The organism is Deinococcus aerius (genome assembly GCF_002897375.1).
Lineage (GTDB): Bacteria > Deinococcota > Deinococci > Deinococcales > Deinococcaceae > Deinococcus > Deinococcus aerius.
In genome coordinates this window covers 572,371-599,065 of record NZ_BFAG01000001.1, presented here as the reverse complement: position 1 = coordinate 599,065, position 26,695 = coordinate 572,371, and the positions used below count along the sequence as shown (strand labels likewise).

General features: G+C 69.2%; 27 protein-coding genes. 15 read left to right on the top strand and 12 right to left on the bottom strand.

The genetic code is table 11. From position 1 onward, the window contains the following. Nucleotides 1–68: 68 nt before the first annotated feature. Nucleotides 69–320 carry a hypothetical protein gene (locus tag DAERI_RS22690; RefSeq protein ID WP_235610207.1) on the bottom strand — a complete coding sequence of 84 codons (252 nt, stop codon included), beginning with the start codon at nt 318–320 and terminating at the stop codon, nt 69–71. 43 nt (nt 321–363) lie between these two features. On the opposite strand from DAERI_RS22690, the gene DAERI_RS22685 reads away from it, so the two are divergent. After that, nucleotides 364–546 carry a hypothetical protein gene (locus DAERI_RS22685; protein WP_235610205.1) on the top strand — a complete coding sequence of 61 codons (183 nt, stop codon included), beginning with the start codon at nt 364–366 and terminating at the stop codon, nt 544–546. 58 nt (nt 547–604) lie between these two features. Continuing rightward, nucleotides 605–835, top strand: coding sequence for a hypothetical protein (locus DAERI_RS22680; RefSeq protein ID WP_235610203.1), 231 nt, complete (start codon nt 605–607; stop codon nt 833–835). A gap of 262 nt (nt 836–1,097) precedes the next feature. On the opposite strand, the gene DAERI_RS02785 is transcribed toward DAERI_RS22680, so the two are convergent. The 7 genes from DAERI_RS02785 to ligA form a co-directional block, all read right to left on the bottom strand. Beyond that, complete coding sequence (locus DAERI_RS02785) at nt 1,098–1,760, bottom strand: TetR/AcrR family transcriptional regulator (protein WP_103127924.1); 663 nt, start codon at nt 1,758–1,760, stop codon at nt 1,098–1,100. Nucleotides 1,761–1,820: 60 nt separating this feature from the next. After that, the gene (locus DAERI_RS02780) at nt 1,821–2,384 is read right to left on the bottom strand and encodes a class I SAM-dependent methyltransferase (RefSeq protein ID WP_103127923.1); all 564 of its coding nucleotides are present in this window, start codon (nt 2,382–2,384) and stop codon (nt 1,821–1,823) included. Nucleotides 2,385–2,394: 10 nt separating this feature from the next. Beyond that, a complete protein-coding gene (locus DAERI_RS02775; protein WP_103127922.1) occupies nt 2,395–2,856 on the bottom strand; it encodes a divergent PAP2 family protein in 462 nt (153 codons plus the stop codon). A 13-nt stretch (nt 2,857–2,869) separates the two neighbouring features. Continuing rightward, a complete protein-coding gene (locus DAERI_RS02770; protein WP_103127921.1) occupies nt 2,870–3,739 on the bottom strand; it encodes a bifunctional 5,10-methylenetetrahydrofolate dehydrogenase/5,10-methenyltetrahydrofolate cyclohydrolase in 870 nt (289 codons plus the stop codon). Continuing rightward, complete coding sequence (nusB, locus tag DAERI_RS02765) at nt 3,736–4,230, bottom strand: transcription antitermination factor NusB (protein WP_103127920.1); 495 nt, start codon at nt 4,228–4,230, stop codon at nt 3,736–3,738. Before nusB ends, DAERI_RS02770 begins: the two co-directional genes overlap by 4 nt. Further along, the gene (locus DAERI_RS02760) at nt 4,227–4,568 is read right to left on the bottom strand and encodes an Asp23/Gls24 family envelope stress response protein (RefSeq protein WP_103127919.1); all 342 of its coding nucleotides are present in this window, start codon (nt 4,566–4,568) and stop codon (nt 4,227–4,229) included. The genes nusB and DAERI_RS02760 overlap by 4 nt, the downstream gene beginning before the upstream one ends. Nucleotides 4,569–4,723: 155 nt before the next feature. Then, nucleotides 4,724–6,760 (bottom strand): NAD-dependent DNA ligase LigA, encoded by a 2,037-nt coding sequence (gene ligA / locus DAERI_RS02755; RefSeq protein ID WP_103127918.1) that lies wholly within the window; start codon nt 6,758–6,760, stop codon nt 4,724–4,726. Nucleotides 6,761–6,990: 230 nt separating this feature from the next. Here ligA and DAERI_RS02750 point away from each other — a divergent pair, with 230 nt between their 5' ends. From DAERI_RS02750 to DAERI_RS02710, 9 genes are all read left to right on the top strand, one after another. Further along, nucleotides 6,991–8,103 carry a BMP family lipoprotein gene (locus DAERI_RS02750; protein WP_103127917.1) on the top strand — a complete coding sequence of 371 codons (1,113 nt, stop codon included), beginning with the start codon at nt 6,991–6,993 and terminating at the stop codon, nt 8,101–8,103. Between the two features lie 315 nt (nt 8,104–8,418). Further along, complete coding sequence (locus DAERI_RS02745) at nt 8,419–9,729, top strand: ABC transporter substrate-binding protein (protein ID WP_103127916.1); 1,311 nt, start codon at nt 8,419–8,421, stop codon at nt 9,727–9,729. Between the two features lie 120 nt (nt 9,730–9,849). Then, nucleotides 9,850–10,713 carry a carbohydrate ABC transporter permease gene (locus DAERI_RS02740; protein ID WP_103127915.1) on the top strand — a complete coding sequence of 288 codons (864 nt, stop codon included), beginning with the start codon at nt 9,850–9,852 and terminating at the stop codon, nt 10,711–10,713. Beyond that, nucleotides 10,710–11,603, top strand: coding sequence for a carbohydrate ABC transporter permease (locus DAERI_RS02735; RefSeq protein WP_103127914.1), 894 nt, complete (start codon nt 10,710–10,712; stop codon nt 11,601–11,603). Before DAERI_RS02740 ends, DAERI_RS02735 begins: the two co-directional genes overlap by 4 nt. A 25-nt stretch (nt 11,604–11,628) precedes the next feature. Beyond that, complete coding sequence (locus DAERI_RS02730) at nt 11,629–13,611, top strand: beta-galactosidase (RefSeq protein ID WP_103127913.1); 1,983 nt, start codon at nt 11,629–11,631, stop codon at nt 13,609–13,611. A 605-nt stretch (nt 13,612–14,216) separates the two neighbouring features. Beyond that, nucleotides 14,217–17,234 carry an excinuclease ABC subunit UvrA gene (uvrA, locus tag DAERI_RS02725; RefSeq protein ID WP_439952245.1) on the top strand — a complete coding sequence of 1,006 codons (3,018 nt, stop codon included), beginning with the start codon at nt 14,217–14,219 and terminating at the stop codon, nt 17,232–17,234. Beyond that, nucleotides 17,231–17,962 (top strand): hypothetical protein, encoded by a 732-nt coding sequence (locus tag DAERI_RS02720; protein WP_235610202.1) that lies wholly within the window; start codon nt 17,231–17,233, stop codon nt 17,960–17,962. Before uvrA ends, DAERI_RS02720 begins: the two co-directional genes overlap by 4 nt. 71 nt (nt 17,963–18,033) lie before the next feature. After that, nucleotides 18,034–18,723 carry a DsbA family protein gene (locus DAERI_RS02715; protein ID WP_103127911.1) on the top strand — a complete coding sequence of 230 codons (690 nt, stop codon included), beginning with the start codon at nt 18,034–18,036 and terminating at the stop codon, nt 18,721–18,723. A gap of 12 nt (nt 18,724–18,735) precedes the next feature. Further along, nucleotides 18,736–19,167, top strand: coding sequence for a disulfide bond formation protein B (locus DAERI_RS02710; RefSeq protein ID WP_103127910.1), 432 nt, complete (start codon nt 18,736–18,738; stop codon nt 19,165–19,167). 102 nt (nt 19,168–19,269) lie between these two features. Here DAERI_RS02710 and DAERI_RS02705 read toward each other — a convergent pair whose 3' ends face one another. Then, entirely contained in the window at nt 19,270–20,067 is a 798-nt protein-coding gene (locus tag DAERI_RS02705; RefSeq protein WP_103127909.1) for an SDR family NAD(P)-dependent oxidoreductase, read from the bottom strand. Nucleotides 20,068–20,157: 90 nt separating this feature from the next. On the opposite strand from DAERI_RS02705, the gene DAERI_RS02700 reads away from it, so the two are divergent. Beyond that, a complete protein-coding gene (locus tag DAERI_RS02700; protein ID WP_103127908.1) occupies nt 20,158–20,853 on the top strand; it encodes an HAD family hydrolase in 696 nt (231 codons plus the stop codon). On the opposite strand, the gene DAERI_RS22200 is transcribed toward DAERI_RS02700, so the two are convergent. Together DAERI_RS22200 and DAERI_RS02695 are read right to left on the bottom strand one after the other, a co-directional pair. Continuing rightward, the gene (locus tag DAERI_RS22200; protein WP_165794038.1) at nt 20,850–21,026 is read right to left on the bottom strand and encodes a hypothetical protein; all 177 of its coding nucleotides are present in this window, start codon (nt 21,024–21,026) and stop codon (nt 20,850–20,852) included. The genes DAERI_RS02700 and DAERI_RS22200 overlap by 4 nt on opposite strands. After that, the gene (locus DAERI_RS02695; protein ID WP_103127907.1) at nt 21,027–21,818 is read right to left on the bottom strand and encodes an inositol monophosphatase family protein; all 792 of its coding nucleotides are present in this window, start codon (nt 21,816–21,818) and stop codon (nt 21,027–21,029) included. Between the two features lie 39 nt (nt 21,819–21,857). Between DAERI_RS02695 and DAERI_RS02690 the strand changes: the two genes are divergently transcribed. Together DAERI_RS02690 and purB are read left to right on the top strand one after the other, a co-directional pair. Next, nucleotides 21,858–22,505 (top strand): hypothetical protein, encoded by a 648-nt coding sequence (locus tag DAERI_RS02690; RefSeq protein WP_103127906.1) that lies wholly within the window; start codon nt 21,858–21,860, stop codon nt 22,503–22,505. Between the two features lie 51 nt (nt 22,506–22,556). Then, complete coding sequence (purB, locus tag DAERI_RS02685) at nt 22,557–23,864, top strand: adenylosuccinate lyase (RefSeq protein ID WP_103127905.1); 1,308 nt, start codon at nt 22,557–22,559, stop codon at nt 23,862–23,864. A gap of 31 nt (nt 23,865–23,895) precedes the next feature. Here the strand turns inward: purB and DAERI_RS02680 are convergent, their stop codons facing one another. After that, a complete protein-coding gene (locus tag DAERI_RS02680) occupies nt 23,896–24,525 on the bottom strand; it encodes a LysE family translocator (RefSeq protein WP_103127904.1) in 630 nt (209 codons plus the stop codon). Between the two features lie 225 nt (nt 24,526–24,750). Between DAERI_RS02680 and DAERI_RS02675 the strand changes: the two genes are divergently transcribed. Next, nucleotides 24,751–26,664, top strand: coding sequence for a malectin (locus tag DAERI_RS02675; protein ID WP_235610200.1), 1,914 nt, complete (start codon nt 24,751–24,753; stop codon nt 26,662–26,664). Nucleotides 26,665–26,695 lie beyond the last annotated feature (31 nt).

The window sequence follows — 26,695 nt, the reverse complement described above, 5'->3', positions numbered from 1 at the left end:
GCGATTCCCACCTGAGTAGAGGGGCTCCGACGAAGAACCGGAGCCCCTGACGTTGTCCGAATCCGCGGCTACGGGATGGGCCCAACCCGGGCGATCCGTCCGCGCCGACTGCCCGCGAACAGAATGGAGGCCGCGCTCAAGCCCGCCAACCCCAGCAGCCCGGCGAGAGCGGCCAGCGTCAGGCCGTCGGGGGCGAGGAGCGGCTGGCCCCGCAGCGCCTGCCAGGTCACGAGCCCGATCAGCCCCAGATACAGGCCCGCGCCGATCCCCAGCAGCCGCAGCCGCTGACGGTCGTTCAGCCGGGGCAGGCGCAGCAGCAAGGCACAGCAGCGGCAGCACTTGCAGGGCGTGCAGCCCCACGAAATGCCCGACCCGCAGGTCACCGCCCGCCGTGCTCCAGCCCAGCACCGGGAGCCCGGGGCCACCGTCGGGGAGGCCGACCGTATGAGCGCCCGCGATGCCCTGGAAGCTTGCCAGTTGCTGCGCGGTCGGCAGGGTCATCAGGACCCCCTCGGCCATGCCCACCAGCGTGAGGAAGAGGCCTAGGCGCAGGGACCAGGCCAGCACGGGCGAGGCGAAGGGCTGACGCAGCACCAGGAGGGCGATGCCCAGATGCGCCAGCCACAGCACCGCGATGGAGCCGCCCATCAGACTCCACATCGCCGAATCCAACGGCGTCGTCACGTTGAAGTGCGAGGTCGTGCCGCGCGCCGCCTGCGTGATGATCACCAGCCACTCCAGCGCGAGGGTGATGAGCACCGTCCAGGCGAGCGCGCTGACGAGCCGCGCCCGACCCCGGACGAAGCCCAGCATCCACACGAGCGTCACGCTGTAGACGCTGACCGAGACCGCGAACTTCAGCGGCTTGAGCCACACCGGGGCGCCCGTCACGTAGCGCGGGTCGAGGAAGATTCCGGCCAGGAAAAAGACGCCCATCCCCGCCGTCACGATGGCCGAGAGCAGCAGGGGCGGGTGGGTCTCCCACAGGGCGCGGAGGTGGTGGACTGGGGAGAATCTGGGGAGTGTCGGGGACATGCGGGTGCCTCCTTCTGTGCGGTGTTCTCCAGCTTAACGGTGTTAACCAAGTGGCCGAAAGATTACGGGTGGGCGCCGCGCCGGAACACCTCCATGTGGGCCAGGAACAGCCCTTCCAGACTCTCGCGGGGCAGAAACGGCGTCGCCAGGTGGAGCGACACCAGGCCGTGGACGTGGGACCAGAGATGGGAGGTGTAGACCTCTGGGGGCTGGGGCCGCAGTTCACCCCGCGCGAGGCCTTCCTCGACGGCCCGTTGCAGCACGCCGAAGGAATCGATGATGGACTCGTAGCCCGGCGGGTTAGGCCGCTCCAGAAACTCGCCGCGCACCATGAACATCAGGCGGTAGTGCAGGGGGTGGGTGATGCCGAAGCGCAGGTAGGCCAGACCCATCGCCTGAACGCGGTCGAGCGCCCCCTCCGCGCTGTCAAAGGCCCGCTGCAAGTCCTCGCCGAAGGAGCGGAAGCCCTCCAGCGCGACGTGGTGCAGCAGGTCGTCCTTGTCGGTGAAGTACAGGTAGATCGTGGTGGGCGAGTACCCGATGGCCTCCGCCACCTGCCGCAGCGAGAAGCGTTCGTACCCCTCTTTCTCGAAGAGATCCGTGGCGGCATCCAGAATGGTGCGGCGCAGGTCGAGCTTCTGCCGGGTTCGCCGCTCGGCGCTGGCCTGACGGAGGCGTTGCTGGCGGGTACCCCCCACCGGTATGTCGGCCTTCGTTTCGCCCATGGGTGTATTGTTACTTAACACTGTTAAGCGAGTCAAGGGGGCTGGCGTGTGGGTTTTGAATCAACCCGCGCTGATGGGCTTTCTCGCGTCGAGAATCAGGGAGACGAAGCCGAGGCGCCCGCCCCTGTTGCGGTGGTCGAGGAGGAGGGAACGGTAGATGGGACCCGTCGCCACGTCCCACCCGTGGGAGTGAAATCTGCCGCTGTCGTCGCAGTATTCGAGGAGTTCGACCTCGAAGCCCGCGCTTGTGAACACGGCTGAAAACCGGCGGTGATCGTAAACAATCTTGTGGTCGGCGGCGGGATGATCCGCCGCGCCGGGGCCGCCCACCCGCACCGTGCGCTGGTACTCGGGGTCGGGGAAGTTGGCGTCGGGAACGGCGCAGCGCAGGAAGCCGCCGGGCTTCAGGAACTCGAAGCACAGGCGGGCGGCGGCGCGGCCTTCCTCCTCGGTCAGGTGTTCCCACACATGCTCGCACAGCAGGGCGTCGGCCCGGCGGTCACCGAACCATCTCACCCAGGTCGCGCGATCCAGGAGGTCGAGGTCCCCGCGCCCAGTAGGAACCCAGCCCTCCCAGCGTTGCTCCCCGGCGCCAATAATCACGCGCAGCGGCTCGGCAGTCATCGCCCGGCCCTCACAGCACCCGGAAGGCCACGAACGCCATTCCGATGCCGATCAGGGTGCCCACCAACACCTCCAGGTAGGTGTGGCCCAGCAGCACCCGGAGGGGCAGGGGCGCGAAGCCCTCGCGGACGACGGCGCGCAGCTCCTCGACGAGTTCGTTCAGGAGCCGGGCCTGCATGCCGCTGGAGTGGCGCACGCCCGTCGCGTCGTACATCACGATGAGGGTGAAGACGGCGCTGGCGGCGAAGAGGGGGCTGCCCAGGCCGAACTCCAGCGCCACGCCGGTGGTCAGGGCGGCCACCATCGCCGAGTGGCTGCTGGGCATCCCGCCCGTCTCCATGAAGGCGGCGGGGCGCCAGCGGCGTTCGAGCAGCAGGATCAGCAGGACTTTGAGCACCTGCGCGCCGGTCGAGGCCAGGATGGCCGTCCACAGCCAGCGGTTCCCGAGAAGGTCTTCGAGGGGGGTCGTCACGCTGGCGGGGAGTCTAGCGCGAGAGGAGACGGCTCGCCTGCATCTCGGCCGCCGAGGCGGTGTTGGCGAGAAGCTGCGCGATGGTCATGGGGCCGACGCCACCCGGCACGGGAGTCAGCGCTCCCGCGACCTCCGCCACGTCCGGGTGAACATCCCCCGTCAGGTGCGCCTTGCCGCCCCCCTCACCGGGCACGCGGTTGATGCCCACGTCGATCACGGTCGCGCCGGGCTTCACCATCTCGGGCGTGATCAGGTGGGCTCGCCCCACCGCGACGAGCAGGAGGTCAGCCTCGCGCGTCACGGCCCCCAGGTCGCGGGTGCGGCTGTGGGCGATGGTCACCGTCGCGTCGCGCTCCAGCAGAAGCGCCGCCAGGGGCCGCCCCACAATATGGCTGCGGCCCACGACGACCGCCCGCTGCCCGGCGATAGCAAGGCCGTAATGGTCCAGCAGGTACAGGATTCCGGCGGGCGTGCAGGGTCTCAGGGCGGGGCGCCCAGCCCACAGCTCTCCCACATTCAGGGGGTGAAAGCCGTCCACGTCCTTGCGCGGGTCGATGGCGTGCAGCACCGCCTGCTCACTCACGTGGGCGGGGAGGGGAAGCTGGACGAGGATGCCGTTCACCGCGTCGTCGGCATTTAACCGGGCGATGAGGTCCAGCAGTTCCGCCTGGCTGGTCGTCTCAGGCAGGGCGTGGACGGTGCTGCTCAGCCCGACCTCGCGCGCCTTGCGGTCCTTGCCGCGCACGTAGCTCACGCTGGCGGGGTCCTCGCCCAGCCGGACCATCACCAGATGCGGCGGGTTGGGGAGGCGGGCGGCGCGGGCGGCGGTTTCGGCGAGCAGCGCCTCGGCGGCGGGGGCGCCGGGGAGGGGGCGGGCGGTCACTCCCCGGCCCTGTCCTCGGCGGCGCGGGTGTCCTTGCCCAGGCTGCGGCTCAGCCCGCCCAGCACGCCGTTCACGAAGCGGCCCGACTCCTCGCCGCCGAACTTGCGGGCGATGCGCACGGCGCTCTCGATGACCGGGGGGTGGGGCTCGGGCGTATACATCAGTTCAAAGGTGGCGAGGCGCAGCACGTTCAGGTCGGTCTGGGCCATCTGCTCGAAGTCCCAGCCCCGGATGGTGCGCTTCAGGGTCGCGTCCACGTCGGGGCGATGCTGGCTCAAGCCGTCCACAAGCTGGCGGGCGAAGGCCAGCGCCTCCTCGTTCAGCGGCGGAAAGGTGTCGTCGCCCTCGCGCATGGCCCCCTCGGCGCGGGTGAACACGGCGTCCAGGGGCAGGGCGCCCCGTTCGGCTTCGAACAGGACGCGAAAGGCGAACTCGCGGGCGGCGCGGCGGGTGCCGACGGGCTGCTGGCCCCGTTCTCTCCTGCGGGTCAAGCGGAGGCCCCCTTGGGCAGGGTCACGCCCAGCACGGTCACGTTCACGGCCTTCACCTTCAGGCCGGTCATGAGTTCCACGTTCTCGCACACCGAGCGCTGCGCCTGGTGGGCCAGACCGACGAGGTTGCGCCCATACTCCACGTTCAGGCCCACGTCGATGCTGACGGTCTGGCCCTCGCGCGTGACCCTCAGGGCGCGGGGGCGGCGGGCGCCGCCCTGCTGGCGCAGCACCTCACCGACCTTGAGCGCCGCGTGCGCGACCTCGATGCCCTCAATGCCCTCCAGCGTCGTGGCGGCGATGTCCGTCAGGACACTCTTGCTGATCTCTACGTCCATTGCTGTTCGCCTCCGGGCGGGCCGCTCTGAATGGCGGCCCGGCAGTCGCGCACAGTGTAGCGGGGTGGGGCTTCGCCGTGAGTGGTCAGTGGTCAGTAGGAAGTGGAAAAGGCGCAGCCGAAGCGAAGGGCCGGGGCCGACGCCCCCACTCACCACTACCCACCCACCACTCCCCGCTCTGCCAGGAGCGCCGCGAGCCCCGCCTCGTCCAGCACCGCGATCCCCAATTCGCGGGCACGGTCGAGCTTGCTGCCCGCCTCCTCGCCCGCCACGAGGTAGCTGGTCTTTTTGGTCACGCTGCCGGTGACTCGACCTCCAGCCGCCTCGAGCTGCGCCTTGACCTCCTCGCGGGGGCGGGAGAGGGAGCCAGTCAGGACGAAGCTCAGCCCGGCGAGGGCGTCGCCGCGCGGGGCCGTCTCCTCCACCGGGTTCAGGCCGTACTCGCGCAGGCGGCGGATCAGGTCACGCATGTTCTCATCGGCCAGGGCGGCGGTCACGCTCTGGGCCAGAATGCCGCCCATCCCGGGCACATCCTCGATCTGCTCGGGGGTAGCGGCGAGCAGGGCGTCGAGGGTGCCGAAGGCGCGGGCGAGCGCCTGGGCATTCCGTTCCCCGACATGGCTGATCCCCAGCGCGTTGATGAGTCTCCACAGGGGCCGCGTCTTGCTCGCCTCCAATTGCGCGAGGATGTTCGACGCCTTCTTCTCACCGCTGCGCTCCAGGGCCGCGAGTTGTTCCGCGTTCAGGATGTAGAGGTCGGCGGCGTCCTTCACGAGGCCCACGGCGAGGAGCTGCTCGATCAGCTTCTCCCCGATGCCGCGCACATCCATCGCGCCGCGCGAAACGAAGTAACGCAGGCGCTCGAAACTCTGGGCGGGGCAGGCCGGGTTGGGGCAGTAGGTGTTCGCGTCCCCCTCCGCCCGCACCGCCTCGTGGCCGCACTCGGGGCAGTGGGTGGGGAAGGCGTAGGGCTGGGCACCCTCGGGCCGCTTCTCCAGCACCACGCGCATAATCTGGGGAATCACGCCGCCCGACTTGCGGACCACCACCGTGTCCCCGATCCGCAGGTCCATGTCCCGGATGTAATCCTCGTTGTGCAGGGTGGCCTTGCTGACCGTGCTCCCCTCGATCAGCCGGGGCGAGAGGTGCGCGAGCGGCGCGAGTTTCCCGGTGCGGCCCACGTTGATCGTGATGCTCTCCAGCACCGTCTCGACCTCCTCCACCGGGAACTTGTAGGCGATGGCCCAGCGGGGGGCGCGGCTGGTGAAGCCCGCCTCGGCCTGGAGGTTCAGGGGGTCGAGCTTGAGGACCGTCCCGTCCGCGTCGAACTCGAAGCTGGCGCGCTGAGCGGTCATGCGGCGGTGGTAGTCGGCGGCGGCCTCCAGCCCGGTCACCTTCTCGCTGTAGCGGCTGACGGGGAAGCCCTGTCCCTCCAGCCACGCCAGCACCTCGGCCTGGGAGCGGACGGGAACGCCTTCCCGCTTGCCCAGGGCATAGAAGAGGGCCCTCAGGTTGCGCGTCCGGGTCACCTCCGGGTCCTTCTGGCGCAGCGCCCCCGCAGCGCCGTTGCGGGGGTTTTTCAGCAGCGGCAGGCCCAGTTCCTCGGCGCGGGCGTTGTAGGCGGCGAATTCCGCCCGGCTCATGTACACCTCGCCGCGCACCTCCAGCTCGCCCGTGAGCCCCGGCAACTCGCGGGGAATGCCGGGAACAGTCAAAACCTGCTCGGTCACCATCTCACCGGTCACGCCATTGCCGCGCGTGGCGGCCCACTGGAGCACCCCGTCCACGTAGTACAGGTTGACGCTCAGGCCGTCGATCTTGAGTTCCCCCGTGTACGTGAAGCCGTCGTAGTCGGGGGGGAGGTTCAGCGCGCGGGCCAGCTTCTCCTGCCACCCCGCCAGTTCCTCGTCGTCGAACACGTTGTCGAGGCTGGTCATGGGGGTGGGATGGTTCACGGGCTGGAAGGTGGAACTGGGGGCGCCGCCGACCGCCTGGGTGGGCGTGTCCTCCCCCACCCACTCCGGGTGCGCCTCCTCGATGGCCCGCAGGTCGCGCACCATCCGGTCGTACACGTCGTCGGGGATTTCCGGCGCGTCCCGCTCGTGGTAGGCGCGGGCGTGGTACTCGACCTCGGCGCGCAGGGCCTGGTACCGGTCGAGGGTAACCTGAACCTCGGGGGCGGGCTGACTCATGGCGGCAGCGTAGCATCGGCCTTTCCGGCGGGACGGGCGGACATCCGACGAAGGCCGACCAGGGGACAAGAATGGATGAAGAAAGGCCGGGCGCCTGATGGGGACCCTTCTCATCCACGTCAGCGCCCCGTCATGTTGGACCGGGTCTAGACACGGGCGGATTTCCGTATACTCTGTTCTGGGTTTTCGTGCCCCCCCCTTCAGAACACCACTCCACCGGAGGAAGACACATGCAGAAATTCCTGACGTTCGCCCTCGCCACTGCCGTGACCGCCGCCGCCACCCTCGCCGCCGCGCAGGGCACCATTCGCGTCGGCATGGCCTTTGACGCGGGCGGCAAGTTCGACAAGAGCTTCAACCAGAGCGCCTACGAGGGCAGCCAGCGGGCCAAGCGGACCCTGGGCGTGCAGACCAAGGACTTCGAGCCCAGCGACCCCAGCCAGACGGTGCAGGGCATCCGCTCCTTCGCCAACGAGGGCTTTGACCTGACCATCGGGGTGGGCTTTGCCAACAACGCCTCGATCACCCAGGTCGCCAAGGAGAACCCCGACCTGTACTTCGGCCTGGTGGACGACGTGTCACCGGCCAAGAACGTCGCCAGCCTGGTCTTCAACGAGGAGCAGGGCAGCTACCTGGTGGGCTACCTGGCGGGCCTGAACACCAGCACGGGCGTGGTGGGCTTCGTGGGCGGCATGGACATTCCCCTCATCCACAAGTTCGAGGCGGGCTACACGGCGGGCGTGAAGGCCGCCAACCCCAAGGCGCGCGTGATCGCCCAGTACGTGGGCACCACGCCCGAGGCCTGGAACAACCCCGGCCGGGCCAAGGAGATCGCCGCCTCCATGCGCGCGCGCGGCACCGACATCATCTTCGCGGCGGCGGGCGCGAGCGGCAACGGCGTGATCGACTACGTCAAGCAAACCCAGTGTCTCAAGGCCGCCAACCTGCCGTCGGGCGTGAAGTTCTCCTCCAACAACTTCGCCAAGGTGACCAAGAGCGCCAGCTACCAGCGGGCCTGCGCGGGCAACACCCGCCCGATGTTCTTCATCGGGGTGGACTCCAACCAGAACTACCTGGGCGACTTCGATAAGAACCCCGCCACGCTGAACCACGGCCTGACCTCCATGCTCAAGCGGGTGGACAACGCGGTGTACGCCCTGATCAAGGACGTGAAGGAGGGCAAGTTCAAGGGTGGCGAGCGCCGCTTCGGCCTGAAGGAGGGCGGCGTGGGCTACGCGGTTGACCAGTACAACCGCGCCCTGATCCCCAGCAGCCAGGTCGCCAAGGTCGAGGCCGCCAAGGCCCAGATCATCGCGGGCAAGATCAAGGTGCCCACCAAGTAAAGCCGGCAACCCCTCGGGAGGCGGCCCCCACGGGTCGCCTTCCCTCTTTTTCCCGGCTTTGCCCGCCCCACCCCGCACCCTCCCCCGCGCGTATTGACCGTTCAAATAAAGGCCAGTTAAACTCCGGGAGTCAGACAGCCAGGACAGGGGGACGGCGTCCCGCGGGGCGAGAGGGGCAGGGCGGCACTCGGAACGTTTCTGCCCGTCACCCCCGGGTGAACCCCAGGCCCTGCCGGGCGCGGCTCGCCGCTCCGCTTCCTGGCTGACCCCCTCACCCCAAGACGCGCCACCCGCTCCACCTCTGACGGAGGAACCATGAAGAAAACGCTGCTCGCCCTGACCACCCTGGCCCTCGCCTCCGGCGCCCTGGCCGCCGACCCGCCCTTTCCCAAGGCGCCCAGCGGCAAGGTGACGCTGGAAGTCTGGTCGTGGGTGCCGGGCCTGGACAAGACCGTGCAGGCTTTCGAAAAGGCCTACCCCAACATCGACGTCAAGGTCACCAACCTGGGCGGCGGGCCGCAGACGTATACCAAGCTGCGCACCGCGCTCCAGGCGGGCAGCGGCGCCCCCGACGTGGCGCAGATCGAGTACGGCTTCCTGCCCGCCTTCGTGGACCTGGGCGGCCTGGAGGACCTCAGCAAGTACGGGGCGAACAACTACAAGAAGTACTTCGTGCCCTGGACCTGGGGCCAGGTCAGCCCCGACGGCAAGGCCGTGTTCGCCATCCCGCAGGACACCGGCCCCTTCGCCATGGTGTACCGCACCGACCTGCTCCAGAAGTACGGCGTCGCCGTGCCGAAGACCTGGGCCGAGTACGAGAAGGCCGCCGACACCGTTCGCCAGAAGAGCGGCGGCAAGGTCAAGTTCGGCAACTTCTACTCCACCTTCGCCCCGTGGTTCATGGCGCTCGCCTGGGCGGACGGCGGGCAGTTCTTCCGCCGCGAGGGCGACGGCTGGGTGCAGACGCTGAACAACCCCAGCGCCAAGAAGGTGCTGAACTACTGGTACCGCCTGATCAAGAAGGGTGACGTGGGCACCCTGCAAGCCTTTACCGCCGACTACTGGAACGCGGCGGGGGCCGGGCAGGTCGCCACGAACATGGAGGCGGCCTGGGGTCCCGGCGGCTACGCGGGCAGCCTGAAGGACAAGAGCGCCGGGCAGTGGCGGGCGGCGAACCTGCCCCAGTGGACGGCGGGGGGCACCATCCGCAGCGGCAACTGGGGCGGCAGCTCGAACGTGGTGACCACCCAGAGCAAGAACAAGGAGGCCGCGACCCTCTTCGCCCTGTGGCTGAACCTCTCGCAGAGCGCGATCTCGAACAACTGGACCAACGGCGGCCTGTTCCCGGCGAGCGAGGCGGGGCTCGACCTCCCCGTGCTGCACGACAAGACGAAGAACCCCTCCAAGTTCTTCGGCGGGCAGGACATCTCCTCGGTGTATGCGCGCGCCAGCCGCGGCGTGAACGTGAACTTCCAGTGGGCGCCGTGGTTCCCCTTCGTGAACGACAACTTCAACAAGCAGATGGACCTGATGCTGAGGGGCAGGCTCACGCCCGATCAGGCCCTCGACGCCTGGCAACGCGAGAGCCTCGCCGAGGCCAAGAAGCAGGGGTACACCGTCCGCTGAGCGCCAAGGCCCCGCGCCAGCACCACAGAGGAGGGCCGGAGGCGCGTGCGTCCGGCTCCTCCTTTTCTTCTTTCCCCACCCGAGGTTGATCCCTATGCGCCCAGTTTCAGGAGGTGCCCCGTGAAGGCGCCGCGCATCGTCCCGTGGCTGTTCCTGGCCCCCTTTCTGCTGCTCTTCACCGCGTTCTACGTGGCCCCGGTCGTGTACGCCGGGTACCTCAGCCTCTTCATCAAGAAGCGCGGCGCGTTCGGCCCGGCCCGCGACGTGTTCGGCGGCCTCGCCAACTACGTCCGGGCGTTTCAGGACACCGACTTCCTCGCCAGCCTGGTGAACATCCTCAAGTTCGGCCTGGTTCAGGTCCCGCTGATGATCGTGCTCGCCACGGCGCTCGCCCTGATCCTCGACGGGGTGAAGGGCCGCGCGCAGGGCTTTTTCCGCACCGCCTTTTACCTGCCCTACACCATCCCCAGCGTGATCGCGGGCCTGCTGTGGGGCTACCTCTACTCCAAGAACCTCTCGCCGTTCAACCAGATCACCGGGCTCCAGACGGACTTCCTGTCGAGCAGCGTGGTGCTGTGGAGCATCGCCAACATCGTCACGTGGACGTGGACGGGCTACAACATGATTACGCTCTACGCCGCCCTCCAGAACATCCCCGGCGACCTGTACGAGGCCGCGCGCATCGACGGCGCGTCGAGCTGGACGCTGACCCGCTACATCAAGCTGCCGCTGCTCAAGCCCAGCCTGCTCCTCGTCCTGATCTTCTCCATTATCGGGACGATGCAGATTTTCGCGGAGCCCTTCGTGCTGCGGCCCCTGGGGTATGTGCCCGACAACATCACCCCGAACACGTACCTGTACCTCGTGGCGAGCCGCGACGGGAACTTCAGCTACGCGGCGACGCTCGCCATCCTGCTCGCGGTGTTCACGTTCCTGCTGAGCGCCGTGTTCCTGCGCTTCACCCGCCGGGGAGGTGAGCTGTGACGATCTCCCAGACCACGCAAGCCAGGCCCCAGTCCCGCCGCCTGCGCCCGCCGCGCTTCACGGCGCTGCAACTGCTCGCGCTGGGCCTCTTTGCCGTGTACTCGCTGCTGCCGCTGTGGTGGGTGCTCGTGACGATCTCCAAGGACAACGGGCAACTGTTCTCCACCTTCGGGCTGTGGTTCGCGGCGCCGGGGCACCTCGCCGAGAACTGGCACACGCTCGTCACCCGCCAGGACGGCATCTTCGTGCGCTGGCTGCTGAACAGCGTCCTGTACGCGGGGGCGTCGGCCATCGGCAGCATGTTCGTCAGCGCGGCGGCGGGGTACGCCTTCAGCGCCTACGACTTCCGGGGCAAGAACGCCCTCTTCGCCCTGATCCTCGCCACGATCATGGTGCCGGGCACCGCGCTCGTGCTGCCCCTCTTCCTGATGATGCAGAAGCTGGCGTTGCTGAACACGTACTGGGCGGTGATCCTGCCCGCGCTCGTGAACCCGTTCGGGCTGTACCTGATGCGCCTGTTCTGGGACGCGGGCTTTCCGAGAGAACTGATGGAGGCGGCGCGCATCGACGGGGCGGGTGACTGGACGATCTTCCGGCAGCTCGGCCTGCCGCTGGTGCGGGGCGGGCTGGTTACGGTAGGCCTGTTCGCCTTCGTGGGTGCCTGGAACAATTTCTTCCTGCCGCTCGTCGTGGTGAACCGCAGCGAACTGTTCCCCCTCACGTTAGGGCTGAGCATCTGGAACCAGACGAGCAGTTCCAGCGGGCAGGAACCGCTGTATACCGTGATCGTGCTGGGGGCGCTCATCTCCATCCTGCCGCTGCTCCTCGCCTTCCTGACGCTCGGGCGGTACTGGCAGGGCGGCCTCGCCACGGGCGCCGTAAAGGGTTGAACGTGCCGTTTTCCAAGGATTCTCGATGACCGAACGCTCCACCCACCTGCAACTCGGCTCCTGCGACTACCCCGAACACGTCCCCGCGGACCGCTGGGCCACCTACGCCCGGCAGCAGCGCGAGCTGGGCCTGACCTTCGTGCGCCTGGCCGAGTTCGCCTGGAGCCGCATGGAGCCGCGCCCCGGCGAGTACGACTGGGCCTGGCTGGACCGCGCGGTGGAGGCCTACCACGCCGAGGGGCTGCGGGTGGTGATGTGTACACCCACGGCCACGCCCCCCGCCTGGCTGATCCGCGCCCACCCGGAGATCCTGCCGTACGACGCCCAGGGCCGCGTGCGCGACTTCGGCTCGCGGCGGCACTACGACTTCGCCTCCCCGGTGTACCGGGAACATTCGCGGCGCATCACCCGCGCGGTGGCCGAGCGATACGGCCAGCATCCCGCCGTCGTGGGCTGGCAGACGGACAACGAGTTCGCCTGTCATGGCACGGGGCGTTCCTACGGCGGGGCGAGCGCGGCGGCGTTCCCGGAATGGTTGAGGCAAAAGTACGGCACCCTGGACGCGCTGAACGAGGCGTGGGGCAACGTGTTCTGGAGCATGGAGTACAGCGATTGGGGTCAGATTCGCCCGCCCGTCCTGACTGTCACCGAACCCAACCCCAGCCACATCCTCGACTACTACCGCTTCTCGTCGGACCTGATCCGGGACTTCCAGGCCGAGCAGGTGGCGATCCTGCGGGAGCTGTCGCCGGGGCGCTTCGTCACCCACAACTTCATGATCTTCGAGTCGGGCTTCGACCACTACGAGGTGGCGCGGGGCCTGGACTTCGCCACCTGGGACAACTACCCGACCGGGATGCTGGAGTTCTTCGCGCCGTCCGGCACGGGTGAGGATGTGAAGACCCGCTACGCGCGCACCGGGCACCCCGACCTGATCGCCTTCAACCACGACCTCTACCGGGGAGTGCTGGGGGGCAGGAATGGACTCGGGCGCGAGGGCGCGGGCACGCCGAACGGCCCCTGGGTGATGGAACAGGAGTGCGGGCCGGTGAACTGGGCGCCCTACAACGCGCAGCCCGCACCTGGGGCAGTCCAACTGTGGACCGCGCAGGCCTGGGCTCACGGCGCCGACGTGGTGAGCTACTTCCGCTGGCGGGCCGCCACGATGGCGCAGGAGGTCATGCACTCGGGCCTGCTGGGCCACGACGAGCAGCCCACCCGGGGCTACGAGGAGGTCGCCGCGCTGGACCTGGGCCAGTTCCCGGTCGGCCCGGTGCCCGCCCGCGTCGCGCTGCTGCACGACTACGAGAGCCTGTGGCTGTACGACGCGCAGCCCCACAGCGCCTCCATGAGCTACTGGGCGCAGACGGTGGCGTATTACTCGGCCCTGCGCTCTCTCGGCGTGGACGTGGACGTGGTGAGCGCGGACGCGGACCTGAGCGGGTACGCGGTCGTCGTCGCCCCGGCGATCACGCTGATGACGCCGGAAAGGGCGCAGCGGTGGGCGGACGCGGTTCAGGGGGGGACCCGGCTCGTCTGCGGCCCCCGCACCGCCTTCCGCACCCCGAGCGGCCAGACGTGGGCGGAGGGGCAATTCGGGCCATTGAGTAGCCTCGTCGGCGCCCACCTGCGTCAATACGACTCGCTGCGCCCCGGCCTGGAGGACGCGGTCAGCGGCGGCTACTCGGCGCGGTTCTGGGCGGAGAGTTACCGGCTGGAAGGCGCCCAGGCGACCCACACGTACAGGGGAGGGCCGCTCGACGGGGAGCCCGCCGTGATCCGCCACGGGAATGTGACGGTGATCGGCGCCCACAGTGAGGCCCTGATCCGCGACGTGCTGCGCGGGGTACTGGAGGAGGCGGGGGTGCCGACGACCGATCTGCCGGAAGGTGTGCGCCTCAGCCACCGGGCCGGGGTCACGCTCGTCCAGAACTGGACCGGTCAGCCCGTGGAGTGGCAGGGCCGAACGCTGGCTCCGGTGAGCTTCGAGGTGATCGCCGGGGCCTGAAACACACTTCAACTCCTTTGATGGGGGGGCAGCCTTCGCGGGCCGCTTCCCCTTTCATTTGCACTCCCCCTCCGTCCGGCAGTCGCCCACATGACCAGGCTCAGCGGCGCGTTTTTTCTCCCTCCCCTTTGAACGCCTGATGTGCAATACGGGAAACACCGTGTGGCACGAAGTCTTTTTCTCCCTCTCCCCTTGCGGGAGAGGGTCGGGGAGAGGGGTGGCGAGCACCGCTCGCCCTCGTGCTGGCCGACGAAAAGGCCACTTCGCCCAACTTCTCATTTCGCATCAAGCGTTTTGAGGGGGGAGGGTCGGGGAGGGGGTGAGCGGGCGGGGCCACCCGACCCACACCAAAGACCGACGCTCATACCTTTCAGCCGCGCTGGTGGGCGCTCAGTTCACCCCGTCCCAGCCTTCCCCCTCAAGGGGAAGGAGCAACGACCCGACCTGATGGGGCCATGCGGCTAGGCCTTTTGTGTCACCCCCAACCCCGCCCGAGGTGTTAGAATGGCCTGTTTCAGAGCGAAGGAGGACCCCCTCCTTCTGCGCGGAGCAGAACCCCTCTCGCGGCGCCCGGCTCCCACCGCTCGCCGCTTCCCGAAGGAGCTTTGAGCTTGCAGAACCAGAACCTAGTGGTCCGTGGGGCGCGGGAACACAACCTCAAGAACGTGACGGTCGAGCTGCCGCGCGACAAGTTCGTGGTCATCACGGGCGTGTCGGGCAGCGGCAAGAGCACGCTGGCCTTCGACACGATCTATGCCGAGGGCCAGCGCCGCTACGTCGAGTCCCTGAGCGCCTACGCCCGGCAGTTCCTCGGCCTGATGGAAAAGCCGGACGTGGAGAGCATCGAGGGCCTCTCCCCCGCCATCTCCATCGACCAGAAGACGACGAGCCACAACCCGCGAAGCACGGTCGGCACCGTCACCGAGATTCACGACTACCTGCGCCTGCTGTACGCCCGCATCGGCACTCCGTACTGCCCGATCTGCGGGCGCAAGATCGAGAAGCAGTCGCCGAGCGAGATCACCGACCGGCTGCTGAGCCAGTTCGCGGACGCCCGCGCCATCCTGCTCGCCCCGGTCGTGCGCGGGCGCAAGGGCGAGTACCGCAAGCTGTTGGGCGACCTGCGCCGCGAGGGCTTCGCCCGCGTGCGGGTGGACGGCACCCTCTACGAACTCGAAGAAGCTGAGAAGCTCAAGCTGGAGAAGTTCGAGAAGCACGACGTGGACGTGGTCGTGGACCGCGTGACCCTGAGGGAAAGCGACCGCAGCCGCATCGCGGAGAGTGTGGAACTCGGCCTGCGGCGTGGCGAGGGCCTGTTGCGGGTCCTGATGCCCGACACCGGCGCCGAGGAGCTGTACTCCGAGAAGTTCGCCTGCCCAGAACACGGGAGCGTGCTGGAGGAGTTGGAACCCCGCTCCTTCTCCTTCAACTCACCCTACGGGGCCTGCGGCGACTGCGCGGGTCTGGGGCACAAGAACGAGTTTGCCCCCGAACTCGTGGTGGACGAGAAGCTCAGCATCGCCGAGGGCGCCATCCTCCCGTGGAGCAAGAAGGGCACGGGCGGCGGCGTCTACTACTGGGACAAGCTCAAGGCGCTCGCCGAGCATATGGAGTTTGACCTCAAGACCCCGTGGCGCGACCTGCCGGAGAAGGCGAAGAAGGCGATTCTGGAGGGGCCGGGCGAGCCCTTCGAGGTCGTCTACCGCCGGGGCGGGAAGGAAACCATGCGCTTCATGACCGAGTTCGAGGGCGTCATTCCGAACCTGGAGCGGCGCTACGCGGACACGGAGTCGGAGTTCATGCGCGAGAAGCTGGAGGAACTGATGGAACTCCGGCCCTGCCCGACCTGCGGCGGCACCCGCTACAAGCCCGAGATCCTGGCGGTGCGGGTGGGTGGCCTGAACATCTCGCAGGCGAGCGGCATGAGCGTGCTGGAGTCGGACGCCTTCTTCCGGGGCCTCCAGGACGGGACGCTCAACCATGAGGCCATTGAGCCCCACCTCGAAGGCCACCTCGGCGGCACCGCGAAGGCCGCTCCCCCCCGCCGCTACGAGTACGCGCTGAACGAGTTCGGGGCGGCGGTGGGAGCGCCCATCCTCAAGGCCATCCGCACCCGGTTGAAGTTCCTGGTGGACGTGGGGCTGGACTACCTCAGCCTCGACCGCACGGCGAACACGCTCTCCGGCGGGGAGGCGCAGCGCATCCGCCTCGCCACCCAGGTCGGCTCGGGGCTGACGGGCGTGCTGTACGTCCTCGACGAGCCCTCCATCGGCCTGCACCCCAAGGACAACGGGCGGCTGATCGGCACCCTGAAGAACCTGCGCGACCTGGGCAACACGCTGATCGTCGTCGAGCACGACGAGGACACCATGCTGGAGGCCGACTACCTCGTGGACATGGGGCCGGGGGCGGGCGTCCACGGCGGCGAGATCGTGGCGGTCGGCACGCCGGAGGAGGTGCGGGAGAACCCGGACAGCCTGACCGGCAAGTACCTGCGCGGCGACCTCAAGATCGAGGTGCCCGCCACCCGTCGCCGCGGGAACGGGAAGAAGCTCAAGGTCTTCGGTGCCCGCGAGCACAACCTGAGGGACGTGGACATCGAGATTCCGCTGGGCACGATGACGGTCGTGACCGGGCCGAGCGGCAGCGGCAAGTCCACCCTGATCCACGACATCGTTCACGCCACCCTCGCCCGCGAGCTGAACGGGGCGAAGACGAACCCGGGCCGCTACGACCGCATCGAGGGCATGGAATACCTCGACAAGGTCATCGAGATCGACCAGAGCCCCATCGGGCGCACGCCGCGCTCCAACCCGGCGACGTACACTGGCGTGTTCACCGAGATCCGCGACCTCTTCACCCGGACGCCCGAGGCGCGGCGGCGGGGCTACCAGGCGGGCCGCTTCTCCTTCAACGTGAAGGGCGGGCGCTGCGAACACTGCAAGGGCGACGGGGTGATGAAGATCGAGATGAACTTCCTGCCCGACATCTACGTGCCGTGCGAGGTCTGCAAGGGCGCCCGCTACAACCGCGAGACGCTGGAAGTCAAGTACAACGGCAAGACCATCAGCGAGGTGCTGGACCTGACCGTGGAGGACGCCCGCACCTTCTTCGAGAACATCCCCGGTATCGAGAAGAAGATGAGCCTGCTGTGCGACGTGGGCCTGGGCTACATGCGGATCGGGCAGCCCAGCACGACCCTTTCCGGCGGCGAGGCGCAGCGGATCAAGCTCGCGTCCGAACTGTCCAAGCGGGCGACCGGCAAGACGATCTACATCCTCGACGAGCCGACGACGGGCCTGCACTTCGAGGACGTGCGGAAGCTGATGGAGGTCCTGAACCGCCTGGCCGAGGGCGGCAACACCCTCGTCGTGATCGAGCATAATCTCGACGTGATGAAGTGCGCCGACCACATCATCGACCTGGGGCCGGAGGGCGGCGTGCGGGGCGGCACGGTCGTCGCTACCGGGACGCCCGAGCAGCTTGCCGCGCACCCCACGAGCTACACGGGCGAGTACCTGCGCCGGGTGCCGGGGATCGTGCCCGCCGGGGCTGAGGACCGCGAGATGGTCGGCGCGGCGGCGACGAAGAAGACCCGGACGAAGAAGGCGGTCGGGGCGTGACGGGGACGGCCTCCCCCACCCGGCAAAGGCGGCGGGCGCGTCCCCTGCCGGACCCGGTTCGAGTATCCCCGTTCTGGACCGTCCTGCGGCTCCTGGGGGGCTGGGCCATGCTCGCGCTGCTGGCGTACCTGCTGTGGACGCCCAGCAATCCGGTGGTGGGGGGCGGCTGGGCCGAGCGGCTGCTCGCCTGGGTGCTGCTGACCATCCTGGCCGACGAGTTCGGCGGGTGGTTCGGGTACTTCGGGGTGCTGCTGGGGGGCCTGCCCTTCTTCGCCCCGGGCGAACTCGGCACCCAGTGGCCGGTGATCCTGCCGCTGGTGGGGGGGGCGTTGCTGGCGCTGCTGCTCGTGAAGCACTCGGGGGGCGCGTTCGTGCTGCCCTTTGCCGCCGTGATCTTCGCGCTGCCGCTGCTCGCCGTGGGGCGCTACGGCACGAAGCTCGACCCGGGGCTGACCCTGCCCGGCACCGCGACCTTCCAGCGCGCCGCCCTGAGCGCGATGGTGGCGGGCCTGGCCTTCAGCTTCGTGCGGCAGCTCGTGGGGGTGGCGGTGCGGTACAGCAGGCGCAGAAGGGCTGCGCGATCTGCCGCACTCGCGGCGGCGCGAGTCGCCCCGCTTCCGGTGGAAAGCGCCCCCACGACGACCACGGAGGTTATCACGGCCGTCCCCGTGACCGAGGAGACAACGCCCGCTCAACAGGCATCCGGCGAGCCGGGGCAGCGGGCCTGAGCCCCTGCCCCTGCGCCTCCCCGGGTCATCCGCCCGTCCCTTTCCCAGGGGCGGGCGGTACACTTGGGGGCGTGACCAGACTTCAGGGAAGCAACCAGAACCGCACGGTGCTGGTGATCGGCACCCTCATCGCCGCCGCGCTGATCGCCCTCGCCCTATTCGCGGTGCGCGGAAAGTCCAGCGGGGACGGGAAGAGCGTCAGCTTCAACCTGGACGGCCAGCCGGTGCTGGGGAAGGCGAACGCACCCGTCACGCTCGTCGTGTTCGAGGACTTCAAGTGCCCCAACTGCAAGCGGTTCGAGGAGGAGTTCCTGCCCGAGATCCGCTCGAAGTACATCGACACCGGCAAGGCGCGGCTGGTGTCCCTCAACTTCCCCTTCATCGCCCAGAACAACCAGCTTCCGGTGGATGACAGCAAGCTCGCCGCGCAGGCCGCCGAGTGCGCCTTCGTTCAGGGTGGCAATGACGCCTACGAACGCATGAAGGCCATCCTCTTCCGCGCGCAGGGGCCCGAGAACGAGGTCTGGGCCTCCAAGTCGCGCCTCAAGGAACTGGCGGGCAGCGTGGACGGCCTAGACCAAACGAAGTTCAACACCTGCATCGACAACGACGAGACCGCCGCCGCTGTGGACGCCGACGAGAGGCAGGCGGAACAGGCGGGCGTGACCGGCACCCCCTCCATCTATGTGAACGGCAAGCTGGTGCAGAGCTACGACGCCGCGACCGTGGGGGCCGCCATCGACGCCGCCTCGGGGAGCTGAGGCGAGAGCGACGTGACCCGCGACAATCGCCTGTACCTCGCCTGGGTCGTCGCGCTGGCCGCCACCCTGGGCAGCCTGTGGTTCAGCGAGGTGCGGGGCTTTGTGCCGTGCGTGCTGTGCTGGTTTCAGCGCGTCGCCATGTACCCGCTCGCGCTGCTGCTCGGTCTAGCGGCCCTGCGCGGCGACCTGGGCATCCGCGCCTACGCCCTGCCGCTCGCCGCCGTGGGCTGGGTCATCGCCCTGATTCAGAATCTGGAGGACTGGGGCGTGATCCCGACCCTGCGGGTGTGCAACGCCCGCAACGCCGTGCCCTGCGATGTCCACTGGCCGGTGTGGGGCGGCCCGCTCGCCAACCTGAATTCGGTGCTGACGATTCCGGTTCTCGCCCTGATCGCCTTCACGCTGATTCTGGGCCTGCTGAGCTGGGGGCGGAAGCGGGCGTAGGGGGCAGCGGTCAGCCGTCAGCAATCAGAAAGAACACCAGAGAGGGGCCGCCCACGTGACGGCCTCCTTCCTTTGCTTCTTTTGCTGATCGCTGACCGCTCTCTACACCGGCCTCCCCGCCATCATGAAGCTCGCCGTCATTCCCCCATCCACCGGCACGATGGCGCCCGTCAGGAAGCTCGCCTCGGCGCTGCCCAGGAAATAGACCGTCTGCGCGACCTCGCGCGGTTCGCCCAGGCGGCGCAGGGCGTGGAGGTCCTCGTAGTCGCGGCGGGTCTGCTCGGGGTTCTCGCTGGACGCGATGGCGCCGAGGACGGCCTCCGTGGCGATGGCCCCGGGGGCGACGGCGTTGACGCGGATGCCGCGCGGGGCGAGGTCGAGGGCCGCCGCGCGGGTGAGGTTGACCAGCCCGCCCTTGCTGGCGTTGTAGGCGGCGTTCCCCTGCTCGGCGAAGAGGCCCTGCACGCTGGCGACATTCACGACCGCCCCGCCGCGCGGGATGAGGTCGATCAGGATGCGGGTGAGCATCAGCGGCGCGGTGAGGTTCACGACCAGGGTGCGGCTCCAGCCGCGCTCGCTGACCTCCAGCACGCCGCCGGGCGCGTCCTGAAAGGCGGCGTTGTTCACGAGGACATCCACCTTTCCGAGTTCGCGGGCCGCCCGGAGGATGCGCTCGCGGCCTGCGGCGGTGCCCACGTCAGCCTTCACCCGGGCCTGGCCCCGCAGGGCGGGCGGCAGGTTGAGGTCCACGCTGAGGACGGTGTGCCCGCGCTCGACGTACAGCTCCGCGATGGCCCGCCCGATGCCCCGCGCCGCCCCCGTGACGACGACCGTTCCACCCGGCGGAGCGGCGGGTGAAGGGTTCGGCTGCCCGTTTCTGCCCTGGCGTTGGCGCGTCATACCCGCAGTGTGCCGCCCGGCGTGGCGGGCTGTGCGGCGGGTGAAGGCGGACTCAAGGACCCTGTGGCGGTACGCGCGTAGCCTGGGCGGATGACCGTCCCCCAGCCCACCGACCCGGCCACCGTCCTGAATCCCGAACGCCTGCGCGGCGTGCTGCTGGACGTGGACGGCACGCTGATCGACTCGAACGACGCCCACGCCCGCGCCTGGGTGGAGGCGCTGCGCGAGGAGGGGTTTGAAAGAAGCTTCGGGGAGGTGCGGCCCCTGATCGGCATGGGCGGCGACCAACTCGTTCCCCGGCTGACGGGCGAGGACGGCGAGAGCGAGGTCGGCAAGCGGCTGACGCAGGGCTGGCTGAAGCACTTCAAGCCGCTCGTTCCGGGATTGCGGCCCACGCGCGGGAACCGGGCATTGATTGAGGGGTTGCGCTCCCGTGGCTTGAAAGTGGTCCTCGCCACGAGCGGTGAGGCGGAGATCGTGGACAGCCTGCTCAAGCAGGCGAACCTGGGTGATCTGAACCTCGACCGGGTGAGCAGCAGCGAGGTCGGGAGCAGCAAGCCGGCGCCCGATCTCGTGCAAGTGGGGCTGGACAAGCTGGGCCTGCCTGCCGGGGCCGCGCTGATGGTCGGCGACACCCCCTTCGACGCCGAGGCCGCGCACGGGGCGGGCGTGCCCTGCGCCCTGCTGCGCTGCGGCGGCGACAGCGAGGAGGAGCTGGGGCGAACGGGCGCCCTCGTCCTCAACGATCCACAGGCGTTGCTGGAGGCGCTGGAGGGGGCGTCCTAACCGTTCTCCCGCAATTCCCGGAGCAGCCAGAAGCCGACCACGTCAAGCAGAACGACGACCGCCAGCGAGCCGAGGGCCGGGCGCCACTCCCCACGCCCGAGGTGGAGGAAGACGGACGCCAGCCCGCCGAGGTTCAGCAGCGCGAGGAGGAGGGCGAGCAGGCCGGGCAGCATTCAGGCCGCCCCTTCCGTCAGCAGGGCGAGGAGTTCCGCGTGGACCTTCCCGTTGGTGACGACGATCATCTCGCCGTAGGGGTCGGGCCTGCCGCCCGCGTCCGTCACCGTGCCGCCCGCCTCCTGCACGATCAGGCTGCCCGCCGCACTGTCCCAGGGCCTCAGGCCGATCTCCCAGTAGGCGTCCATGCGTCCGCAGGCCACGTTGCACAGGTCGAGCGCGGCGGCCCCGGGGCGGCGGATCGGAATGCCCAGCCGCAGCAGCCGGGCGACGAGGTCGAGGTTACGCCCCCCGCTCGCGTCGTAGGGGAAGCCGGTGGACACGAGGGCGGGCGTGGTCAGGCCGGGCGTGTCGCTGACGCGGATGGGCTGGCCGTTGAGGAAGGCACCGCCGCCGCGTGTCGCCGTGAACAGCTCCTGGCGGTTGGGATCGAACACCGCGCCGACCACCCGCTCCCCGCGCGCCTCCAGGGCGACACTCGCACAGAAGACCGGAAACCCGTGCGCGTAATTCACCGTGCCGTCGAGGGGGTCCACGATCCAGCGGAAGGGGGCGTCCGCCGCGCCGCCCCCCAGCCCCTCCTCCTCGCCCAGCACGGCGTGGTCGGGGTAGACCCGGGCAATCACCGCGCGGATGGCGGCCTCGGCCTCGCCGTCCACCTCGGTCACGAGGTCACTGTAGGTCGTCTTGCTGCGAATCTGGAGGTCCCGGCCCAGGTGGGCGAGGTGAATGGCCCCGGCGCTCCGGGCGGCCTCCACCGCCACCGTCAGCGCCTGCTGGAGATCAATCATGGGGCGAGTCTAGTGGAGGGGAGGAGGCACAATGGGCGTATGCTCCGGCCCGCCCTTGCCTCCCTGCTCCTCGCCGTGACGCTCTCCTCCTGCGTGCCGGGCGGGGTGCGGGAGGTGCAGTTCCGGGCGGGGCCAGCGGGGGGCGAGGTTCTGGCCTCCCGCCTGCTGGCCGATGGGGTGGTGCCGCGTGACCGCCTGGTGAGCGTGGAGGTGGCGGTGGCCCGCGCGCCGGAGGGCAGCCTGCTCGTGATCTGCGGCAGGCAGTGGCGGCTCTCGCGGCCCTGGGGTCTGTGCACCCACCTGTCACGCAAGCTCGCGCCCGGCCTGCTCACGGAGGCCCCGGGGATCACGGGCGGGGGCCTGCTGCGGGGCGGCGTGCAGACCGTGCCCACGTCCCGGCTGGAGGCGCGCGACGTGGTGATCGTCCTCGACGTGGGCGTGCGCGGGGAGCAGTTGCCCGCCCTGCGAGCGGAGGCGGCGCGGCTCAGCGGCACGCCCTACCGGGTCGCCGGGCTCCTCGACCGGGACGTCGGGCTGGACTGCTCGACCTACCAGAACGCCCTCCAGCACGCGCTCGGGCTGCCGGACGTGGTGCCCTTCAACGGCCTGTGGAACCTGTACCTGCCGCAGGACGCGCTGAAGGTGCCCGGCGCGCGGGTGTTGTGGGTGGGGGTGCGGGGGGGATAGGGGCCGGAAGCACACAGCCCGCCGCCCCTACCGGGTGGTACGCTGCCCGCCGTGATCGACCGTTACCTGACCCCCGAGATGAAGGCGCTGTGGAGCGAGGCGAGCAAGTACCGCGCGTGGCTGCGGGTGGAACTCGCCGCGATGGAGGCGCAGTCGCGGCACGGCGAGGTGCCCCGGGAGGCCTTCGAGGCGCTGACGGGCCGCGCCGCCGCCGACCCCCTCGACGAGGCCTTCGCCGAGCGGGTCGCGCAGATCGAGGCGGTCACCCGGCACGACATCGTGGCCTTTACCCGGGCGCTCACCGAGCGGTACGGCGACGAGGCCCGCTTCATCCACCACGGCCTGACGAGCACCGACGTGGTGGACACGGCGCAGAACCTCCTGCTCGACGAGGCGCTGCACCTCATCGAGGCGGACGTGCGGGCGCTGCGCGAGGTCTGCCGCACTCAGGCGGTCACCCACAAGCACACGCCCACGGTCGGGCGCACCCACGGCATCCACGCCGAGCCCATGACCTTCGGGCTGAAGTTCCTGAACTGGATGGCGACGCTCGACCGCGACCTCCAGCGGCTGCACGCGGCCCGCGAGCGGGTGCGGGTGGTGATGCTCTCGGGGTCGGTGGGCACCTACGCGCACGTCTCGCCCCGCATCGAGGAGGAGGTCGCCGCCGCCTGGGGCTGGCAGGCCGCGCCCGTCACCAACCAGACGCTCGCCCGGGATCGGCACGCGGAGGTCCTGGCCGCCCTCGCCATCCTGGGGACCACGCTGGAAAAGATCGCCGTCGAAATCCGCCACCTCCAGCGTTCGGAGGTGCGCGAGGCGATGGAGCCCTTCAGCGTGGGGCAGACGGGCAGTTCCTCCATGCCGCACAAGAAAAACCCGATCCTGACGGAGAACGTGACGGGCTTTGCGCGGATGCTGCGCGGCTTTCTGGTCACCGGGCTGGAGAACGTGGCGCTGTGGCACGAGCGCGACATCAGCCACTCCAGCGCCGAGCGGGTGATCCTGCCCGACGCCACGAGCGGGGCGAGCTACGCCACCCGGCGCCTGACGGGTGTGCTGCGGGGCCTGGTGGTCTTTCCCGAGCGGATGCTGCGCAACCTCAACGACCTGGGCGGCCTGGTGTTCAGCCAGCGCGTCCTGCACAGCCTGATCGACGAGAAGGGTCTGAGCCGCGAGGCGGCGTACGAGATCGTGCAGCGGAGCGCCCTCAGGAGTTGGGAGACGGGCGAGGGCCTGCGCGACCTGCTGCGCGCCGACCCGGAGAATCCGCTGACCGAGTCGGAGTTGGACGCCGCCTTCGACCTGAACTGGTATCTGCGGCACGTGGACGATATCTACGCGCGCTTCGGTCTGTGACTCTCCCCAGGTAACGGGGTCCGGCCCGCAGTTACCCGTGCCCGGCGGTCGCCGTCCCGATCCCCAGCGCGATATACACGCCGCCCGTCACGTACTTCTGCCGACGGGCGAAGGTGTGGTTGCCTTGCAGCCTCTTCCCGACGGTTCCCGCCAGCAGGGCATAGGTGCCGTCGCTGAGGGTGGCCAGCAGCAGGAACAACGCGCCGAGGGTGAGCGTCTGGAGGGCCACCGGGCCGCGCCCCGGGTTCACGAACTGCGGGAGAAAGGCCAGGAAGAAGAGGGCGGTCTTGGGATTCAGGGCGTTCACCAGCGCCCCCTGCCAGAACACCCGGCTCAGCCGCTTGGGCGCGGGAAGGTCAACTCCCTGAACCTCCTCCCGGGCCAGCAGCGTCCGCACGCCGAGGTACACGAGATACACCGCTCCCAGGACTTTCACGGCGCTGAACAGCAGCGCGGACGACAGGACGAGCGCCGAGACTCCGACGGTCGCCGCAAGGACGTGGACCAGGCCGCCCGTCTGCACGCCGAGGGCGGAGACGAGCCCGGCCCGCCGCCCCTGATGCAGGCTGCGCGCGACGATGTACAGCACCGACGGCCCCGGCACGAGCAGCAGCGCCAGCGCCGCGACGACAAAGAGGGCGAGTGTGGACGGGTCGGGCATGAGGAAGCCTCCTGGACCTCGGCGTTGAAGAATACCTGACGCCCAGTTATGCAGCTCCTTCTGGAGGTGTCAAGCGGCGGATTTGGGAGGACACTGGACTTTTGGGGAAGGAGATGCGGTGTTCCCATCACCTCCCCGACCCCGTTACGAAAGATTTACGCCCCCCGCCCCATCCTGGAGTGTCCGGCGATCCCTTATGCGTTTTCGTCTCCCACGGAGGGCCAGATGAGGAATACGACCCGGCGGCGGGGTGCCGCCGTCCTGCTGGGGCTGAGCCTGGTGCTGGGGGCCTGCTCCGGCCCCACGTCCGGTGCGCCGCCGACCGAGACTCCCCCCACCGAAACGCCCCCGCAAAACTCCGCGCCCGCCGCTCCCACGGGCCTCACGGCCACCCCCGGCCCATCCGGCACCACGCTGAAGTGGAACGCGAACACCGAGGACGACCTCGCCGGGTACAGGGTGTTCAGGTCGGCGGCGGAGAGCGGCCCGTTCCAACTCCTGACGCCGCAGCCCATCCAGGCGACGACGTGGACCGACTCCTCCGCCCCGGTGGGCGCCACGCAGTATTACCAGGTGGTCGCCGTGGACACCGCGGGCGCCGTGTCCCCACCCGCCACCGTGAGCGCGACGCGGCCAGCCGAGGCGCCCAGGGTGGAGGTCCAGAACCTCACGGCGGCGGCGGGGAGTGACCGCGTGGTGTTCAACCGGATCGGCCCGCTCGTCAACCCGCCGAGTAACCACGTCCACGACCGGGCAGTCCTGCGGGTGAAGAACGTTGGGGCGGTGGACCTGCACATCACGGACTTGGCGGTCGTGGGGCCGTGGACGGTGACGCCCAGCCCAAGTGCCTCGTCACCCCTGACGGTGCCTCCGGGCAGCTCGGTGGACCTCACCGTTCGGTTCGTGGCCGAGGGGCCGGGCAACGTGGCGAACCACCTGCACGAGGGCAGTCTGACCGTCACCTCGGACGGAGGCGACCCGTCCGTGAAGCTCTCGGGCCTTTGGCAGCGCCTGCCGGAGAACAACGTCGAGCCCAGCGTGGACCAGATTCGGCGGGCCTTCGGCTATACGTTCAGCTTCGTAGACCCCGGGGCACCGGTCGGCGACTATCAGGTGATTCCCGGCCTCGACCACCAGGGCCGGGTCGCCCCGAATGGCGACGAGGTCATCTCCCCCTACTGGCAGCAGGCCGACCCGGCGCGGCCCGTGAGCGTCACGCCGCTCGCCGCCTTCCACACCCAGGGCAACCCCGCCACCTTGTCCTGGTTCCCGAAGGGAGCGTCGGACCTCCACCGCATCGTCACGGTTGCGGGCAGCGGGGCGCAGGCGATCCTCCCGACCTCGGGCGAGACGGGCGTGGCGACGGTGACGTTCACGCCCGGCGGCACCTTCGGCCTCAACGTGGACGGCGCCGAGTGGAGCGACCCCACGAAGAACAGGCACGGTCCCGACCTCGCCGCGGGTTGCGCGGAGCCGTGCGGGCACCACGTGCGCTTCTGGCCGGTGAGGGACAGCGCCGGGCAGCCCCTCCCGAACACGTACCTGATGATCATGGACTACGCGGGGGTGAACTACGACTACAACGACAACATGTACCTGCTCTCGAACATGAAACCCGCGCCGCTGCTCGTCAATGTCGGCGGGCCGACGTTCACCGCTCCCGACGGCAATGTCTGGGTGGCTGACAATTACAACTACACGGACCAGAAGGGGGCCAAGAAGCTCGCCACCTACTACACGCCGAGCAATGCCATCGCGCAGCCCAATACGCCCACCACGGTCGCCATCGCGAACACGGACAACCCGCAGCTCTACCGCACCTACCGCCACAACACGCTCGACACACCGCTTCCCCAGCGCGTGATGACCTTCCGCTTTCCCCTGGACAACGGCAGCTATGGGGTCAAGCTGCACTTCGCCGAGATCAACTGGAACGCGGCGGGCAAGCGGGTGTTCGACGTGAGCGTGGAGGGCGTGCCCGTCCTGAACAACTTCGACATCTACGCCCAGGCGGGCGGGAAGAACCGGGCGCTGGTGGTTCCCGTGCCGAACGTGCAGGTGACGGACAAGGAGCTGACGATCCAGCTCAAGGCCACCGTGGACTTCCCCAACATCTCCGGCATCGAGGTCACGCGGTAGGGGTTGGTGCTGGAGACCAACCCGGCGGATC

Bases quoted from the DNA above. Each gene is read 5' to 3' on its own strand.
- DAERI_RS22680 (WP_235610203.1), top strand. From the start codon at position 605: ATGCCCAGATGCGCCAGCCACAGCACCGCGATGGAGCCGCCCATCAGA.
- DAERI_RS02745 (WP_103127916.1), top strand. From the start codon at position 8,419: ATGAAGAAAACGCTGCTCGCCCTGACCACCCTGGCCCTCGCCTCCGGC.
- DAERI_RS02690 (WP_103127906.1), top strand. From the start codon at position 21,858: ATGCTCCGGCCCGCCCTTGCCTCCCTGCTCCTCGCCGTGACGCTCTCC.
- DAERI_RS02750 (WP_103127917.1), top strand. From the start codon at position 6,991: ATGCAGAAATTCCTGACGTTCGCCCTCGCCACTGCCGTGACCGCCGCC.
- DAERI_RS22685 (WP_235610205.1), top strand. From the start codon at position 364: ATGCCCGACCCGCAGGTCACCGCCCGCCGTGCTCCAGCCCAGCACCGG.
- DAERI_RS02705 (WP_103127909.1), bottom strand. From the start codon at position 20,067: ATGACGCGCCAACGCCAGGGCAGAAACGGGCAGCCGAACCCTTCACCC.
- DAERI_RS02695 (WP_103127907.1), bottom strand. From the start codon at position 21,818: ATGATTGATCTCCAGCAGGCGCTGACGGTGGCGGTGGAGGCCGCCCGG.
- DAERI_RS02780 (WP_103127923.1), bottom strand. From the start codon at position 2,384: ATGACTGCCGAGCCGCTGCGCGTGATTATTGGCGCCGGGGAGCAACGC.
- DAERI_RS02760 (WP_103127919.1), bottom strand. From the start codon at position 4,568: ATGGACGTAGAGATCAGCAAGAGTGTCCTGACGGACATCGCCGCCACG.
- DAERI_RS02675 (WP_235610200.1), top strand. From the start codon at position 24,751: ATGAGGAATACGACCCGGCGGCGGGGTGCCGCCGTCCTGCTGGGGCTG.
- ligA (WP_103127918.1), bottom strand. From the start codon at position 6,760: ATGAGTCAGCCCGCCCCCGAGGTTCAGGTTACCCTCGACCGGTACCAG.
- DAERI_RS02680 (WP_103127904.1), bottom strand. From the start codon at position 24,525: ATGCCCGACCCGTCCACACTCGCCCTCTTTGTCGTCGCGGCGCTGGCG.
- DAERI_RS22200 (WP_165794038.1), bottom strand. From the start codon at position 21,026: ATGCTGCCCGGCCTGCTCGCCCTCCTCCTCGCGCTGCTGAACCTCGGC.
- DAERI_RS02700 (WP_103127908.1), top strand. From the start codon at position 20,158: ATGACCGTCCCCCAGCCCACCGACCCGGCCACCGTCCTGAATCCCGAA.
- DAERI_RS02730 (WP_103127913.1), top strand. From the start codon at position 11,629: ATGACCGAACGCTCCACCCACCTGCAACTCGGCTCCTGCGACTACCCC.
- DAERI_RS02785 (WP_103127924.1), bottom strand. From the start codon at position 1,760: ATGGGCGAAACGAAGGCCGACATACCGGTGGGGGGTACCCGCCAGCAA.